Genomic DNA, 17,671 nt, shown 5'->3' with positions numbered 1-17,671 from the left:
ATTAAAAATACATCATCAACAGACTGCCATTGAAAGATTCCGGGCTTGTTCGGATTAAACTTGTAATTTGCCTTTATATAAAATTATAATTTTTAAATTGTGCAAAAGCCTATCGCTCCATGGTTAACAGCTTGTATCACTTTAATGGAATGAACAAGCCGATTACCCCACTCAGCTAATCAATTAGTTATAGCTTTCAGAAAAAATAAAAAAGCCTGAACGTATTCAGACTTTTACGAAATCAAGCGTTAGTCAACTGGCTTTAGTACCGATTTAATAACCATTAATTCACTGTCAACTTGAGCCGTTAATTGATGCGTTTCATTCGGTCGTAATTGCACGATTTTCCCGGGGTATATCGTAGCAGTTTGTTCAGTCGTTGCAAATGTGAGTTGGCCCTTAATTGGCACCACGATCACATCATAATTGACAAAATGGGCTGGCGTGGCCTCACCGGCAGCCAATACCAAATGTGTGACAACTTGGCTGGGGGTCTCAATGAGATTTTCAAATAATTTAATATCCGTTTGACCAGTATAAACTTGCATGGTGTCACCTTCACTTAATTTGAGATAGCTTTAGTATACCGGTTGAGAGGCACTTCAAGTCAAGGCTTATTTTTGCATCAAATGAAACGATATTTATTTCACTCGTAACTATCATCGATTTAAAACTTAATGCAAGTCTGCTTAATAATCGTTATACTAGCAATTGAAATCAACCGCTATCATAGCGGACAAGGAGGCCTTTCAGATGAATGATAATCGTCGCCGATTACTCGCCAAAGTCGCTTATCTCTATTATGTCCGCGACTATACTCAGGCGCAGATTGCTAAAGAACTTAATATTTATCGCACTACCATCAGCCGCATGTTGAAGCAAGCCCGCGACGCTAACATTGTCGACATTAAAATCAATGATTTTAATACTGATCTATTTAGCCTTGAAGAACAATTACAACAACGCTACCACTTAAAAAACGCGGTGGTGATCGCCAACGAACCGCATGCTGATCATCAAGCCAAAGAACAACGCCTCTCCTATGAAGCCGCGTTATATCTCAAACAAATTATCAAGCCACACAATATTGTCGGCTTTGCCTGGGGCTCAATTTTAGCCGGGATGATTGGGCAATTGCACCATCCCATTCAAACCGATGCCACATTTGTGCCGTTAGTGGGGGGCCCGAGTCCGTCGAATTCACAATATCACGTTAACGGCATCGTTTATGATGCTGCCCGAGCTTTTGGCGGCCACAGTCTGTTTGTTGACGCCGCTGCAGTTCAAGAATCCCAATATATTCGGGATGGCATTACGGCCTCGCAATATTTTCACGAGATCAAACATTGCTGGGACAATCTGGACATTGCCCTCTTAGGCATCGGTGGTCCTTTAACCAACACGAGTAGTCGCTGGCGAGACCTCTTAACACCTGATGACCGCGACCTCCTAAAAGATCGACAAGCGATTGGGGATTGTTGTTGCACCTTCTTTGATAAGCGTGGCAAAATTTTGCGTGGTGATCTTTTGAATCGCACGATTGCCATTCCATTAGATCAAATCAAGCAGGTGCCTAACGCGATTGCCATTGCACGCTCATTAACAAAAGCCCCTTCAATCCTCGCATTACTGAAGATGGGGATCTTAACAACTTTGATCACTGATGCTGAAACCGCACAAAGAATCTTAGATTTAGATTAGTTGCACATATGTGCAGTTCAAAGCGAATTACTTTCGTTCGCAAGCCGCCACTAGTGGTCCAGACCGACCTTGTTTTCGAATCCAATTTGACTATTGTAGGCACCGCTTTCATTTTTAGTTATATTAAGAGTGTAAAAAACAACAGGGGTGAAAAAACATGGAATTCTTATTAGACACAGTGCACATTGATGATATTAAAAAGTACGCCGGGATTATCCCGTTGAGTGGGGTTACGTCAAACCCATCGATTGTTAAAAAAGAAGGCAAAATCGATTTCTTCAATCATATGAAAGCTATTCGGCAAATTATTGGGATGGACGCCAGTTTCCATATTCAAGTCGTTGGTCAAACAACTGACGAAATGGTCACCGATGCCCATACGATTTTGGAAAACGTTGATGACCATGTCTTCATTAAAATTCCAACTAATGAAGCTGGTTTGGCCGCGATCAAACAGCTGAAAAGCGAAGGCGTTAACGTAACGGCGACCGCCATCTACACCAAGTTCCAAGGTTACTTAGCCATGACTGCCGGTGCCGATTACTTGGCACCTTACTACAACCGGATGGTCAATATGAACATCAACGCCGACGAAGTTATCGGTGAACTTGCGGCGCAAATTTGCCGTGAAGGTAGTTCAACTAAGATCTTGGCCGCTAGCTTCCACACCGTTCAACAAGTGAACTCGGCCTTTGAAATGGGCGCTCAGGCTGCGACGATGGGCGTTGACATCTTAGACACCGCCTTAAAAGCACCAGCTATTGGCGCAGCCATCAAAGACTTCACCACTGATTGGGAATCAATCTACGGTGTTGGGACCAACGTCACATCACTCAAATAAGTCCACTAAAAAATCGGATTCACTGACCGCAATGCCAGTGAATCCGATTTTTGTTTATTTTACAATCGCCTACTCAAATTGATTCGTCGCACTCAACCGGTTGAACCAAGCCGCCGACTTCTTCAGTGTCTTAGTCTGCGTATGAATCTCATCGCGAATCAAACCATATCGGTTATGATAAGCATGGTTCCAAGACCAACAATCAATCGCCGTCCAAACAAAGTACCCTTGGCAATTAGAGCCAGCAGCGATGCCTTTTTGTAACGCCGTTAAATGCTCACGCATAAAATCAATGCGATAGTCATCTTGGACGACACCGTTAGCATCTAAGAACCGTTCTTCACCAGCGACCCCCATGCCATTTTCTGAAATGAACCACGGGATATTATGATAATTCGTTTGAATATTCTTGGCGATATCCGTCAACGCTGCCGGATAGATCTCCCAACCGCGATCCACATTCATCACTCGGCCGGGCATCTCGTATTCCTTAAAGTAAATATCCGGTAGCCATGGTTGCAAACTCTTGGGGGAAACATCCGGGTGTTGCACACGGAACGGATGGTAATAATTCACCCCTAAGCAATCGACCGTGTTCGCGGCAATAATCGCTAATTCTTCAGCCGTTGCATCCCACAAGACACCATCGTTTGCTAAAGTCGTGACCAATTTTTCTGGAAAATGCCCTAATACGGCTGGATCTAAGAACAAGTTATTCGACCACAGTTCCGCAAATTCGGCCGCGGCCACATCAGCGGGGTCATCAGAAGCTGCGTACGCCGGCGTTAAATTCAAGATAATGCCAATCTGATGATTTGGTTGTGGATAGTACTGATGAAATACCGCAATCGCCTTTGCCGAAGCTAAGTTCATGTTATATGCCACTTGGACTGCTTTTGGCCCATCCACAACTTGTGGATAGTGCCAACCATATAAATATTGGCCATCAACGACCACTTTCGGTTCATTAAAGGTGTACCAATTTTTAACCCGGTCACCAAATAATTTGAAACACTGAGTGGCAAACGTCACAAACAAATCAACAACATGCTTCGATTCCCAGCCACCATACTGCTGATACAAGGCAACTGGCAGGTCAAAATGATGCAAGTTAAGATATGGTTCAATGCCATTGGCCAGCATCGCATCGATCACCCGATTATAGTAAGCCACGCCCTCAGGATTTAACCGGCCAGTTTCGAAATCATCAATCAAGCGCGTCCACTGAATCGATGTCCGCAATCCCTTGATTCCGGCTTGGGCCATCAGCGCTAAGTCCGCTTCGTAATCATGATAAAAGTTCGACGCCAAGTCTGGACCGACCCCACTGTCAAAAGCACTGGGTTCCGTTGCAAACCAGTAATCAAACACATTTTGATGGGGTTTATGAAAGTTGCCTTCAGTTTGGGGACCCGATGTTGCAGCACCCCAGACAAAATTTTTAGGAAAGTTAATCGTCACGAGTTATTCACCTCAAAGTTAGACTTGGGCATACGTTTGTTCAAAATCAACCACGGCCCCACGTAAGTTCGCTTCATCATGATACTGACAAGCCACAATATCTGGCTTAATTGAGGCAATCTTGACTTGCTTTCGAATCGCTTCGATTTCGCGATTAATGCCCGGAATCAACTGGGCATTATTCGAAATCGCACCGCCAATCACAATTTTTTCTGGATCAAAGCTATATTGTAAGTTATAGATTGCCTTGGCTAACGCATGATAGAGGACTTGGACTTCTTGTTGTGCTGCGACATCGCCATTAGCGGCCAACTCAAACAACGTTTTACCAGAAACAGCTGGTACATCCGGGTGCGCTGCTAGATAGCGTTTGACTGCACTCGGTGCTGTGCCGAGTTCACTTAAAATATGTGTCTCATCAGCCATCATGAAGCCGAACTCACCACCAAATAAGTGGGCGCCATGCCAGATTTGATGGTTAACAATGACTGCGCCACCAACACCGGTACCAATCACCAAGAAAATCAGACTATTGGCCGTCTTACCAGCACCACTGTCTAATTCAGCTAAAGCGGCACAGTTAGCGTCATTTTCCATGCTAACGGGTAATCCAAAGCGTTCACTCAATTCAGCTTGAATTGGAAAGTTGTGAATATATGGAATCGCACTCGCACCTTCAACGACACCTGTCAATTTATTCACGGCACCGGGCGAACTAATCGCGACCCCGGTAATCTTGCGCTGCTGCTTCATCTTGGTCACTTCCATCGTGACTAACTCAAAAAAGTCAGCTTTAGTTGCTGGTGTGTCAATCGCATGTCGGTCTTGAATGGTTTGCCCATTCCAAGTCGCGAACTTAATCGACGTGCCACCAATATCAATAATGCCTAACGCTTGCATATAATCCCCTCATTTTGACGCAAATAATAGCGTCTTGATTTCAACCGGTCCGAGTTGCGTTGGGGTCACTTGTGGCAACGCCGCTTCATAGAAGTTAACGGCCGTACCCGCTTGATCACCATAACGCGCCGACAATGTAACCGGTTGCTTAGTTAAATTATACCCGCGTAACGTCACACCGTCAGTATTATTTGCCCGCTTCAAACTCGTCACTGCAAACTCAGGGGTATTCAACGTCAACTGTTGCCCAGACACCGCCAGTTCACCAGCATGTCGATCCGTTGGTTGCACACTGAATGGGACTTGGAATTGGCGCGCGCGTTGATAAGCAGCCACCGTTTGTGCTGTCGTGGCGTCATGTAATTCTAAACTATAGTCACAACTAAACGCGCCTAAACATTGGGCTTCTGGGGTTGGGAAATAACCCCAATCACCCATTTCACCCACGCAACGTAACAACGTCACTGCAAGTGTGTTATCGGCTGGTAACACTTCGTATTCATTCAGCCCCACATTACCAACTGTGACCGCATTTTGACCGTCATTGATTGATACAAAGGCTTGTTGATGTTGCGGATTCGTTTCATTTTGCCAAGTGGCCGCTGGTTGATTAGGCCGCGTAACCGTTTCAAAGATTGAATCACTTTGATGCGTGGTGGCATTCAAGCCCGTCTTAAACAAGACGCGTACTCGATGATCACGCATTTGATTATCAAAGTGCGTCTTAAATTGTAACTGCCGGCTTGTGCGACTCAGCGTTAACGTCGTCTTGATCGTTAAAATACTGGTTTGACTGGCACGTTTAGCTGTCCGCTGCGTAATATCAACCACGGCTTGTTGTTCCTGTAATAACGTCTCGTCCGCCGCAACTGGCACGGCCAATTGGTTGGTCAATTCCAGTTCCACTCCAAGGTCATCTGCTTGAACCAATCGAACTTGATGGGGATAATCGGTGGATAAAATCGCTTGGTGATCGGCGGTTTGTTTATAAATATATTCATTCCCCATATCACCAGTATCTTCAAAGACGAGCATCCCTTGATAACGATGTCCCGTTTCACGGTTCGTCACCGTTAAACTACCATCGCCCGCAACGGCAACTTGTACCCACTCGTTTTTAAACGAAGTTGCTTGTGCGTCAACATCTGGTAATGTCGCTGGCACCGTCGTTGCTGGCATTAACGCCAGGGTTTGCCACCCAAAAGCCGGCAAGTCAGTCACATTAATGGCAATCGTGATTTCAATCGCTTGATAAGCCACCCGGAAACGATCTTTTGGCAAATCATAGTGGAATTCAACGGCTTGTTTGAGTAGCCTAAATGGCACGGCTTGCCCAGTGGCATCGACGACTTGTAGTGCCGGTAAATCGGCCAGCGCGGTCATTAATTGCGCCCGTTGTGATTGAATCGTCCCGGGTTCACTAAAGTTGATGCGTTGCCATTCGATTGTCACAGTCGTCAACCCAGATTTTGGATACCCAGTCGTATTGACCACCACAAAAGGTTTCGCTTCGGTCGCAAAATCATTGGTGGTAATCCGTTGGGCTAATTTATTGAGGGCTTCTTGAGCCACATAGCGACCAACTTCAGTTGACTTGGCAAAGCGCGTCAACATTTCACGATGCACTTCATCGACCGAACAGCCACAAATACTATCATGCGGATGGTTCTGAAGCAGTAATTTCCAAGCATACCGTAATCGGTCATGCGGATAAGCTTCAGCCGCATATGCCATAGTGGCTAATGGTTCCGCAATACTATCTAATTGGCGTTCGTTTTTAGTATTGGCTTGTTTCAAGTACACCCGACTTGAAGCCGTGTTGGCTAACGTATACCAGCCATCGGTTTCTTGACTCGTTAGTTCCCCCTGGATCGTACTGAGGTCGGTCGGCAAGTCGGTTTGCAAGGCTGCTAAATAATCTTTGAAGTTAGCGTGAATAAATTCATAATCTGGGTACAACTCATTAGCAACTTTAATCGCCGCCGTCACATCCGTTTGAACCGGTTGGTGATCGACCCCATTCATCATGAGTAAATTATCAGTCGCCGCAAACTTTTCAGCATCAGCTAACTTTTGATCCCAGTAAACTTTAGCCGCTTGCCGGTCGGTCGGAATCTCATTACCATTGCTATACCAGTTGGCAAATAACAAGCCTAAAATCTTCGTGCCATCTGGACCCTCCCACCACATCTCAGAATATTGCGATTGATAATCCGCACCACCGGTTTGATTGTTGAATCCAGTCGGGGTTACGCCACGGCCAAAAGCCGCCGTTGGTAAGTCAGCTAGCGCCATCATTTGTGGGGTTTGTCCCATGTTGCCAAACGTATCCGGGAAATAGCCTAGGGGTACTTCTTGCCCGTACTTACGCGCTTCGTCGCGCCCAATCACCATGTTGCGGACATTGGCTTCCGGACTGATCAAGAAATCATCTTGTAAGATATAGAATGGCCCAATTTGTAATTTGCCAGCTTGAATCGCCGCTGCTAATTCAGGTTTACGTTCTGGTCGCACGGCCAAATAATCGTCTAATGCGATCATCTGACCATCTAAATGAAAACTGTCAAAGTCAGGATCGGTTTTAAAAATATCCAACAAGTTATCGATCAACGTGACTAACCGCATGTGATGTTGTTCAAACGGCAAATACCATTCGCGGTCCCAATGGCTGTGGGAAATAATAAATACCTTTTTCTTAGTCATCTGCTTACCTCGCAATTTCAAAGCCTAAATACGTCAACAACAATTCGCAATACATCATATTGGCCCAGGAGAACCATTCGCGCGTAAAGCGCCGGTCATCGTTTACATCAAACCCTTCGTGCATTAAGTCAGTCCCACCAGTAGTTTGAACTAAGGTCGTCAAAATCGCTAACTGTGCGGCCGAATCAGGGGTCGTTAAGCCTTCCATCGCTAACGCAATCGGCCAAACATAGTTCGCTGGGGTATGTGGGCTCCCTTGGCCCGCCGCTAATTTGCCACTATAGTAGTAAGGATTTTCGGGACTAAGCAGGGTTTGCCGTGTCCGCAAGTAAGTCGGATCATCCGGCGCACAGTAGCCCAAATATGGCGCACTGAGCAAGCTTGGCACATTGCCATCATCCATTAGGTTCGCATGTCCTAACCCATCGACTTCATAAGCGTAGACTTGATCGCCATTGGCATTGGTCGTGTAACCATGGGCTTCGATACCCGCCCGCACCGTTGTAGCTAAGGCCTTGGCCCGTGCGACGATCGTGGGATCATCTAAGACCGTACTAAAAATTGTTTGTAAATAATCTAAAATGACGACGGCAAACATATTGGCTGGGACTAAATAGCCATATTCACACGCATCATCACTTGGTCGAAAACCGGACCAAATCATGCCCGTTTCAGCAACTGGCGTCCCCTGCCCATCCCGGACTAAGGAATCTTCCGGTCGATCCTCGGTCCGAATAAAGCGATACTCGGATTGATCATGGTGTTGTTCCATTTCAAAGGTCGTTAATAACGCGTTCACCCCAGTGACAAAGTTAGCATCAAATTGCGCCGTCTCGCCGGTATTGCGATAAAGCAAGTAAGCCAACTGGACTGGATAACATAAAGAATCAATCTCAAATTTACGTTCCCAGATCCATGGCCCCATCGTCGTTTGGTCACTTTGATGCCCATGACCATTAGCCGTCGCGTTAAACGCATTCGCGTATGGATCCAGGGTCATATTAAAGAATTGGCGCTGGATGACCCGCGTAATCAAGTCCCGCATAGCAGGTTGGGTCTGCGCTAAGATTAGATACGGCCGAATCTGGGCCGTTGAATCACGTTGCCACATAGCAGGAATATCGCCAGTTAGCATGAACGCTCGACCGGCTTCATCATCGATAATCGTTGTTGCAAGCGTATTCAAAAAGGTCTTCTTAAAAACGGTGCCCATCTTAGGATCGACCGCTTGGCTCAATATAGCGCTCCCGGTCATTGAAAGTCGTGACTTGATCCGCCAGTACTAATAACACGATCAGGGCAAATTGCCGGGCTAACGTATCCGATGCATTTTGCTGCTTCAATTCATCAAATTGGGCAGTCAACCACGTCTCAAACGTCGGTAATTTAACCCGCCCAATCGCTTGTTTAAGCGTTGAATAGCCCGGTAAATCCGGTGTAACCACGGACTGATTTTCTGGCAACATAATCCGTAAGCCCGCCGCCGTTTCAAAGAAGTACTGGCGAGCGATTTCACGTTTGAGTTGGGTATAACCCGTTGCCAAGGCAGCTGGCTTGGCAATCGGGGCCCCAACTAAGAATGGCCGCCGATCGGCCCCAATTTGTTGCGGGGCCTGTTCGATAAACTGATTTAATGCCGATCGCGACCCTTGAAAAAGGATAATGAAATCTTGCCCCTCGCCGTAGTAACCTTTCACTGTTGTTTGGGTACTTAAATAACGAACTAGTGCTTGTGGTGGTAATGGGTTCAAGATACCAATCAATCGTAGTGGTGTTGCAGCCGTAAAAGTCACATTCAACGCTGCTAACATCTGCGTTTGCGTTGTCGCCGAATCTGTGGTCAATAACGTTCGGACGCGCATTTGAGCGGCCAATGACGCATTATGTTGAATCAGTTGCCGGTCAGCCAAGTGCTGCTTCGCATCCGCTAACGCCGCAATCAACTCATCCGTATCGATTGGCTTGCGCAAATAATTCACCGCATTTTGCTGTAACCCAGCATGAACATAATCAAAATTGTCATAGCCTGAAATCACCAGTAGTTCCATCTCTGGCTGGAGTTGTTTGGCTTGGGTCACAAATTCTGGCCCCGCCATTTCCGGCATGTTCATGTCTGAAATCAAAACATCGATCGGTTGGTCCTGCAAATAGGCCAAGGCTTTAACCGGATTTTGTTCGGTTTGCACGATTTCAAAGCCATAGGCTGTCCAATCGATCAACAGCTGAATCCCCCGTAATAACATATATTCATCATCCACTAACATGACCTTAATCATGCTGGTCCCCCCTTTGATCATCAAACGTCAATTGCATGATGACACCATGCTGATGCGCACTACTAATTGTCATCACCAACGAATCGCCAAAAGTATCCGCTAAGCGTGAATACACATTCTGTAACCCAATCGACTTTTGTTGTTCCGCCGCTAACGGTTGGCGCATTTTTTCATTGATCTGCGTCACTTCAGTCGGTGTTAAGCCCCGCCCATTATTTTTAATCGTGATGTGCACTAACCCATCGGCGCGCCAGGCTTTCACACTCAAGGCATTGTCTTGACGGGCAAAGTCGACCCCATGCACAAAGTAATTCTCAACTAACGGCTGTAAACTAAACTTTGGTAATTCAACCGCCGCTACATCGGGCGCAATCTCGAATTGATAGGCCAGCCGATCTGGAAAACGCACTTGATATAAGAAGACATATTTCTCAATGAAACTGAGTTCTTTTTTAATCGTCGTACGTGGTGATAAGTCCGTATTGTTCCGCAGCAGCGCCGCAAAACTGTACACCACTTGCGCCAATTCAGGTTGATGGGCTTCTAAGGCCGCCATCCGAATATATTCCAGCGTATTCGACATAAAATGGGGATTAATTTGCGCCTGTAACGCCTTACGATTGGCCTCTTGCTGGGCGATTTGCAACTGATAAATCGTATAAATATGTTGATGGATTTCGATCAACATATGGTTGATGCCATCCGCCAATGTTTGTAAGTCAGTCGGCTGTAAATCAACCGGCACACGCGCATTGAAATTCCCATTGGACACAGTCTCGACCGTATCCACGATCATATCCAGTTGGTGTTGGTAACGTCTAAAGGTCAACCATAACCCCATGTTTAACCCGAATAATAAAATCAGGCCTAAAAAGATCAGTGGCAACGCCCGACTAAAGACCAACGTGCTTAAGGCAGCTCGGTTAATCGCAGTGGTCATCCGATAACCAGATGGCAATAACTTAGTGCTTAAGTGATATCCATGTAACCGCTGTAAATTATCGGCACTCAAAGCCCGTTTAAACGCCTGCTTTTGGCTAGCAGGCACCGCTTTACCGGCAAAGTAAAAGACGGCTTCATTGGCATCCGACTGCACCGAAACCTGAATCGGCTTCGCCGCTGTCAACTGGCGCAGTTGCTGCTTAACGTCACTTTGATCAAAAGTAACGCTCAAAACGCCATCCGTATCTAGCGTCAATTGGTTGATCAGTGGTGCTCGAAACGCAAATTTTTGTTTGATGGCTTTACTGGCGTATAGCGCACCACCGGGACTAGTTGCCGTCGCCATAAAGACCCGCCGGCGATTATTCAGTCGTAATGTGATTTGAGCCACTTGGTCATGTTGCAAGAAGAAGTGGCGCGTTTCAGTTGGCCAAAAGAAATATTGGCCACTTTTGATACTTTTATTAATGGCATAATTGCTGTAAGCACTAATTGATGAACTAAAATATTTTTCGATACTCGTTAAATTCGTACTGGAACTCGTAATTTGATCCGCAATTTGCGACGTCACTTGTTGATTTTGCGCCATCGTGCGGCTGATCAACTGCTGGGCGGTCGTCTCCGCTTGTTCAACTTCGGTGTTATAGGTGCGGATACTGACCATCACAAAAATGCTAGTTGCCAAAACAACCATCACGGAAATGATGGCTGTGTAGACTTTGATCAACCGGGCAAAGCTCGATTGTTTAATGTGGGTTTTCAGCCGCATCAGAGGGCCGCCGTTAACATGGCGTCGATTTTATCGTACCAACGCTTGGATAAGATATCTGCTAACACCATGTAAATACCTGGACTTAAGAATAGAATCATCCCGGGCCACTTCAATGAAACGATGACCATCCCAATCGATAAGATAATAAACGTCAATAATTGCATAAAATTACTGAAGAATTGGACAATTGCTAACTTAACCGCATCTTTAAAACTGACATCATAATGGGCCCGTAACATCACGGTAAAGACGGCTAACGTGATATCAAAGACGATTGCTGCAATGATAATAAACTGAACGAATAAAATCCAAACGGTTTTAATCGTCGTGCTGAGATACAAGTTGTAGCATAAAATTGCCCCGGCACCTAGGAACAACCAAGTATGGGCATTGATCAGCCAAAAGTTGGTTTTAAACCGTTGCCAACCAGCCTTGAAGCGATACTGCCGATAATCCCAGCCATAGTCCATATACATTTCCGTTACTGTCCGAAATGCTGGTCCCAAACCTAGCACGACCAAACCGGCCAAGGTATAGACCCAAAAGTAGATCGTCATAATAAAGAAAATAAACACGCGGGTGAAAATTTTGTTAGCTGCTTTCCCAATCATCGTTTGTCCCTCCATTAACTCATTTTTCTAATGCTTAACCACATTAATTCCGGCCATAGCAAATTGCTGTCGATTTTATAGTACCAAATATATTCCCATAATGATAGCGGAACCATCTCCGTTATATCGCGACGATAAAGGCTTCATATGGTCGCAGTTCAACCGTCCCGAGCCCCGCTGGATAATCGTCATAGTTGCTAATAATTAACCGGGCACTTTTTTCAGGTAACGTCACAGTAACCGCGGTGGCTAAAAAGTTGGCGCAAATCAACCACGTGGTTTGTTCATGCTGCCGGGTATACGCAATCACTTGCTCCGGTACCGCATCCAAGGCGGTGAACGTCCCGCATTGTAAGACGGCTTCAGTCTTGCGTAACGCAATCAACCGTTGATACGTCCAAAATACCGATGTCGGTTCAGCTAGCGCCGTTGCCACATTGATTTCAAAGTAATTAGGATTTGTGTCCAGCCATGGCCGATGTTGACTAAAGCCACCATACTCGCCAGTATCCCATTGCATTGGTGTCCGCGCGTTGTCACGATTAAATATATTGATCTTTTCCATGGCCGTTAACGCATCGTCACCTTGGGCGCGTAACTGTTGGTAAATCGTCCGTGCTTCCACATCATTCACCTGCTCAATCAGACTGACCGGACAATTCGTCATCCCGATTTCTTCGCCTTGATACACATACGGTGTGCCTTTTAAGCCATGGAGCGTAATCGCTAGCATTTTGGCGCTTAACTCACGTTGGTCCCCCACTTGACCGAATCGTGACACCGCGCGAGGCAGGTCATGATTATTCCAAAACAAACTATTCCAACCATGCGCTGCTAATGTTGTTTGACAATCATATAGGGCTTGTTTCAGTCGACCGACGGATAACGGCACGGTTTCCCACTTTTCGCCACCAAGCTTGCGGTCCGCCCACAAATGACCGAATTGAAAAATCATACTTAGTTCTTGTCGGCGTTCATCACTATATTGCAAGGCATCTTTTGACCCAGCACTCCACGCTTCACCAACCGTTAAGAATTCTGGATCATGCCAGGTTTGTTGCTGCATTTCATGTAAATAGTCATGTAAGTGCGGCCCGTTAACTAGCACTTTTTTTAAGGGTTCTTTGGCGATCATATCAATGACATCCATCCGAAATCCGGCAATGCCTTTATCAATCCAGAAATTCATCATTTGATAAATCGCTTGTCGTAACTGTGGATTTTGCCAATTCAAGTCGACTTGTTTCGCCGAGAATAAATGTAAGTAATATTGGTCACTAGCAGCGTCTTTTTCCCAAGCCGAACCGCCAATAAAACCAGAAGTTAAGTCATTCGGTGCGTGATCATCGACTGGATCCGCCCACACATAATAGTCACGTTGCTCACTGTGCGGATCGGCTTTCGCACTGACAAACCAGGGATGTTCGTCGCTCGTATGATTGACCACTAAGTCCATCACAATGCGAATATGACGTTTAGCAGCTGCTTTGATTAAGCGATCCATATCGGCCATCGTGCCATATTCAGGATTGATTGCCTGATAATCTGCAATATCATAGCCATTATCAGCATTCGGGCTTAGATAAACTGGGCTCAACCAAATCGCTTCGATGCCGAGTTGTGCCAGATAGTCCAAGCGACTGATGATACCAGGAATATCACCAATACCGTCTTGATTACTATCTTGAAAACTCCGGGGATAGATTTGGTAAACCGTTGCGCGTTGCCACCAATGCTGGCACATACAGATCGTCCTTTCTCGGGTCAAAAGTTGGTTTTCTATGTAGCTCAAGGTGTTATCACACCTTGAGTTGACTGATGCTGATTATTGTTTTGCTAAAAAGGCATTATATTGTTTTTGTAATTCTTTTTGAACTTTATCGTAACCAGCCGTCTTTAATTCTTTGTTCATTTTCTTGATAGTTGGCAATGGATCCGCAGTCCCAGTATTCAAGATATCAAGATACTTACTCATGACATTAGAGAGGTTCGTCATTTCAGTCTTCAAGCTGCTGGTATCCGGGTTAAACCCTAATGCTTTTGATTCTTTGGCATTCTTGATTGAGTCATCACGCTTCTTGATCATTGCCGCCGTGGTGGAATCTTGCGTATAGAGGTTCTTGTTGTTCCCCATCATCCAAGCCCCAAGGAAGTAGTTTGGTTTGTACTTCTTGGTTAACTTAATCTTCCCTTTAGCTTCGTTGGTGAAGTTCCATTGTTGCCCTTGTAAGCCCCAAGTCAAGTTGTTCAACAACGTCTTGTTCGTGTTCAATAAGTTCAAGACTTGCATGGCTTCTTTTTTATGCTTAGAGGTCTTAGAAATGTTCCAAACGGCAACTTGTGATGATGCCGATGATTCATATGGATCAGTAATGGCTTTAGATGTTAACTTCTTGCCACCAGCATTGTTGCTTAACGTTGTATCGCCATAATCGTAAGGGCCTTGCGTTTCTTGACGAACGAACCAAGTGTTGTCTTGCAAGTTATATTGGGTGCTAGAGGTTGCGGCATCCTTTGGAATATACCCTTTCAAGTAGTAGCTGTGTAACGTCTTTAAGATACTTTGCATTTCACTCGTATCATACACATTGACCACCTTGGTACTCTTACCACTTGCATCGATGGCAAATGGCAACCCGTTACCTAATGGGAAGTCCATGTGTTTTGGTGATGGCTTGAAGCCTTGACCAATCGCAAAGGCCGCCGTCCCAGGGTTAGCCTTATGGAATTTGGCTAATGCTGGTTCCATGCTGGCATATGAATTGACCCCACTGACACTAATATTATTTTTGTTCAAAAGTGCTTGGTTAAAGGTCAACATGTTTTGTGAGTAAACATTGGCATTAACTGGGAAGCCATAGATTTTACCGTCGATCTTCAAGCCTTTCCAGTAAGCGCTATCAACTTGTTTATAGGCTTTGTTAGCCACCCCGCCAGCTTTTAAGTCACTCGTCATGTCAGCGTAAGCGCCTTTAAGGGCGTTATTCGTGTAGTTTTGCGAGAAAGCTAAATCATAGCTGTTCCCAGAAGTAACCATGACATTATACTTTTGGGCATAGTCGCCCCAACCAATGAAATTCATCTTCAAATTAATGTTCTTGTATGTCTTATGAATTTCAGTATTGGCCTTTTTGATCATGGCATCGTAGTTCTTCGGCTTTTCCCCTGGCATATACATGTTCACCGTTGTTTTACTACCGGCAGAACTGCTGCTACTACCTTTGCCACAACCGGCTAACGCCATCGTACTGAAAGCAGCTAACCCAATCACAGCGGCACTCTTAACAAATTTATTCATGCTTGTTTCCCCCTTGGAAAATGGCTATGTGTCAACAACATGGCATAACATCGTGTTGTGGTGGTCAGCCTAACCTTTGACCCCACCAACGGTCATCCCTTTAACAAAGTACTTCTGGAAGAATGGATACGTTAACGCAATTGGCAAGGTGGCAACGACAACGATGGCAAAGCGCATCCCTTCGCTAGGCACATTTGTCGCCCCAGCAATCGCCCCATTGGCTTGCATATTTTGCGTCATAAATTGGATATTATTTTGAATCTTAACTAACAAGTATTGTAATGGCGTGACACTGTCTTTATTAATGTACAGTAACGCGTTCATCCAGTCATTCCAATACCCTAACGATGTGAACAAACTAATCGTTGCAATCCCTGGAATGGCAAGCGGCACCACGATACTCCCAAAAATTTTCATTTCACTCGCGCCATCGATGCGGGCTGATTCAATAATCGCTTCTGGAATCGACGTTTTAAAGAAGGTCCGCATGATCAAGACGTTGTAGACCCCGAAACTCATCGGTAAAATCAACGCCCAAATATTATCTTGCAACCCTAACATCTGCGTCACAATCAAGTAAGTCGGTACCATCCCTGGTACAAAGAGCATTGAAATCAACGCGAAGATGGTAAAGAACCGGGCATAAGCAAAGTCTTTCCGTGAAATCGCGTAGGCATACGTTGAACTAAACAGACTATTCATGATCGTCCCAACGACCGTTACGAAGATCGTCACCCCTAATGAAACGAGCACTTGATGGCCCATCTTGGCCAAGTATTCGTAACTAATAAACGTGAAGTGCTTTGGCCAAAATTGGTAGCCATACGCGGTAATGTCAGATTCTTTCGTTAATGACAAAATGATAATGAAGAAGAATGGTACGATACAACTTAATGCGAAAATCCCGAGAAAGATGTTGAAAAAGAGGTTGGCACCAGGGCCAAACTTGCGAATTTCAACCGCCGAGATATGCTTTTTTTTCCGCAATGACGGCACCTCCCTAGAATAATGCGGATTCTGGTTGTTTACGACGAACGATCCAGTTACAGATGATAATTAAGGCCGCCCCGACAACTGATTGTAATAACCCAGCCGCTGTCGACATCCCAATATCATTAGTCGTGGTCAACGCCCGATAAATAAAGGTATCAAAGGTTTGCGTGACATTAATCAAGGAACCCGAAGATTTTGGAATTAAGTAGAACAACCCAAAGTCACTCCGGAAAATCCCCCCGATATTTAAAATCAACATTAACGTCGCCACTGGTAAGATATGTGGCAAAGTCACATTTTTGATTTGTTGCCACTTATTGGCCCCATCCATCATAGCTGCGTCATAATACGACGGATCAATCCCCATAGCAGTGGCAAAGTAAAGGATACTGTTATATCCGATCCCTTTCCAGACCCCTAAGAAGATGATAATGATTGGCCAGACCCATGGGGTATTGTAAAAGTCGATCGGTGTGCCCCCCATGGCTTGAATCATATGATTGAAGATCCCTTTGTCGGCACTTAGGAAAGCGTATACAAAGTAAGATAGAATTGCCCAAGATAAGAAGTATGGGAACAACATCGACGTTTGATAAACTTTCAGTAACCGTTGATTACGCATTTGACTCATGACAACCCCGAAAAAGATTGCAAAGAAGAAATTCAGTAGTAAGAAAGTCAAGTTGTAACCAATCGTATTGCGTAGCACGATCCAAAAGTCCGCGGATTTAAAGAAGAAGGTGAAGTTTTGGAAGCCAACCCATGGACTGTGTAACACACTATAGATAAAGCCTTGATCTGAATATTGGAAATTTTGAAATGCGACAACGTTTGCTAGAACCGGAATGTAGAAGAAAATAATTAAGAACAAGGTCCCTGGCGCAACCATCAATAAAAAGACGCGGTTATGCCAAAGGCGTTGGAAAAAATTCTCTTTTGGAATCGGTAAAGCTTGTAGTTCGTCGGCAGCTGGTGTCATCTTTTCTCGCCCCTTTCATTATTACAAAACAATAGTAACCGCTTTCCATAGTGCGAACAATCAACTAATTTAAGGGAAATGTTTACAAATTTAAGGTTTGTTAAGAAATGATATATCAAAAAAGAGGCTGTGACATAACTAGCCTCTGTACAAGTAAATGGGACGAGAAACCGAATTTTGGTTTCTCGTCCCAT

Annotated in this window: 15 protein-coding genes; 2 read left to right on the top strand and 13 right to left on the bottom strand. The window is 45.1% G+C overall.

Annotated features, from left to right (window positions below; translation table 11 throughout):
* Positions 1-248 precede the first annotated feature (248 nt).
* Positions 249-548, bottom strand: a complete 300-nt coding sequence (locus tag FFM75_RS13650; RefSeq protein WP_137629716.1) for a cupin domain-containing protein — start codon at positions 546-548, stop codon at positions 249-251.
* 205 nt (positions 549-753) lie between these two features.
* Between FFM75_RS13650 and FFM75_RS13645 the strand changes: the two genes are divergently transcribed.
* Together FFM75_RS13645 and FFM75_RS13640 are read left to right on the top strand one after the other, a co-directional pair.
* Positions 754-1,701 (top strand): sugar-binding transcriptional regulator, encoded by a 948-nt coding sequence (locus FFM75_RS13645; protein ID WP_137629715.1) that lies wholly within the window; start codon positions 754-756, stop codon positions 1,699-1,701.
* 157 nt (positions 1,702-1,858) lie between these two features.
* Positions 1,859-2,542: a fructose-6-phosphate aldolase gene (locus FFM75_RS13640; RefSeq protein WP_137629714.1), complete on the top strand. Its 684-nt coding sequence runs from the start codon at positions 1,859-1,861 to the stop codon at positions 2,540-2,542.
* Positions 2,543-2,611: 69 nt separating this feature from the next.
* Here the strand turns inward: FFM75_RS13640 and FFM75_RS13635 are convergent, their stop codons facing one another.
* The 12 genes from FFM75_RS13635 to FFM75_RS14200 form a co-directional block, all read right to left on the bottom strand.
* The gene (locus FFM75_RS13635) at positions 2,612-4,003 is read right to left on the bottom strand and encodes a glycoside hydrolase family 1 protein (RefSeq protein WP_171001516.1); all 1,392 of its coding nucleotides are present in this window, start codon (positions 4,001-4,003) and stop codon (positions 2,612-2,614) included.
* Positions 4,004-4,021: 18 nt separating this feature from the next.
* Positions 4,022-4,903: an ROK family protein gene (locus tag FFM75_RS13630; protein ID WP_137629713.1), complete on the bottom strand. Its 882-nt coding sequence runs from the start codon at positions 4,901-4,903 to the stop codon at positions 4,022-4,024.
* Between the two features lie 9 nt (positions 4,904-4,912).
* A complete protein-coding gene (locus tag FFM75_RS13625; protein ID WP_137629712.1) occupies positions 4,913-7,606 on the bottom strand; it encodes an alpha-mannosidase in 2,694 nt (897 codons plus the stop codon).
* A gap of 4 nt (positions 7,607-7,610) precedes the next feature.
* Positions 7,611-8,861, bottom strand: a complete 1,251-nt coding sequence (locus tag FFM75_RS13620) for a glycoside hydrolase family 125 protein (RefSeq protein ID WP_137629711.1) — start codon at positions 8,859-8,861, stop codon at positions 7,611-7,613.
* Positions 8,821-9,882, bottom strand: coding sequence for a response regulator (locus FFM75_RS13615; protein WP_137629710.1), 1,062 nt, complete (start codon positions 9,880-9,882; stop codon positions 8,821-8,823). Before FFM75_RS13615 ends, FFM75_RS13620 begins: the two co-directional genes overlap by 41 nt.
* The gene (locus FFM75_RS13610) at positions 9,875-11,593 is read right to left on the bottom strand and encodes a sensor histidine kinase (protein WP_137629709.1); all 1,719 of its coding nucleotides are present in this window, start codon (positions 11,591-11,593) and stop codon (positions 9,875-9,877) included. Before FFM75_RS13610 ends, FFM75_RS13615 begins: the two co-directional genes overlap by 8 nt.
* Positions 11,593-12,207: a YesL family protein gene (locus FFM75_RS13605; protein ID WP_137629708.1), complete on the bottom strand. Its 615-nt coding sequence runs from the start codon at positions 12,205-12,207 to the stop codon at positions 11,593-11,595. The genes FFM75_RS13610 and FFM75_RS13605 overlap by 1 nt, the downstream gene beginning before the upstream one ends.
* Positions 12,208-12,328: 121 nt before the next feature.
* Positions 12,329-13,951 (bottom strand): glycoside hydrolase family 13 protein, encoded by a 1,623-nt coding sequence (locus FFM75_RS13600; protein ID WP_137629707.1) that lies wholly within the window; start codon positions 13,949-13,951, stop codon positions 12,329-12,331.
* Positions 13,952-14,032: 81 nt separating this feature from the next.
* Positions 14,033-15,505: an ABC transporter substrate-binding protein gene (locus tag FFM75_RS13595; RefSeq protein ID WP_137629706.1), complete on the bottom strand. Its 1,473-nt coding sequence runs from the start codon at positions 15,503-15,505 to the stop codon at positions 14,033-14,035.
* Positions 15,506-15,574: 69 nt separating this feature from the next.
* Complete coding sequence (locus tag FFM75_RS13590) at positions 15,575-16,492, bottom strand: carbohydrate ABC transporter permease (RefSeq protein ID WP_137629705.1); 918 nt, start codon at positions 16,490-16,492, stop codon at positions 15,575-15,577.
* Positions 16,493-16,505: 13 nt separating this feature from the next.
* Positions 16,506-17,477: an ABC transporter permease gene (locus FFM75_RS13585; RefSeq protein WP_137629704.1), complete on the bottom strand. Its 972-nt coding sequence runs from the start codon at positions 17,475-17,477 to the stop codon at positions 16,506-16,508.
* The coding region (locus FFM75_RS14200) for a hypothetical protein (RefSeq protein ID WP_137629703.1) at positions 17,474-17,671 on the bottom strand (198 nt) is incomplete at its 5' end. The genes FFM75_RS14200 and FFM75_RS13585, both read right to left, overlap by 4 nt.

Origin of the sequence: Lactiplantibacillus daowaiensis, assembly GCF_005405085.1 — a bacterium.
Taxonomy (GTDB): Bacteria; Bacillota; Bacilli; order Lactobacillales; family Lactobacillaceae; genus Lactiplantibacillus; species Lactiplantibacillus daowaiensis.
Note: the sequence above shows the minus strand (reverse complement) of the source record. Positions and strands in the feature narration are given on the sequence as shown.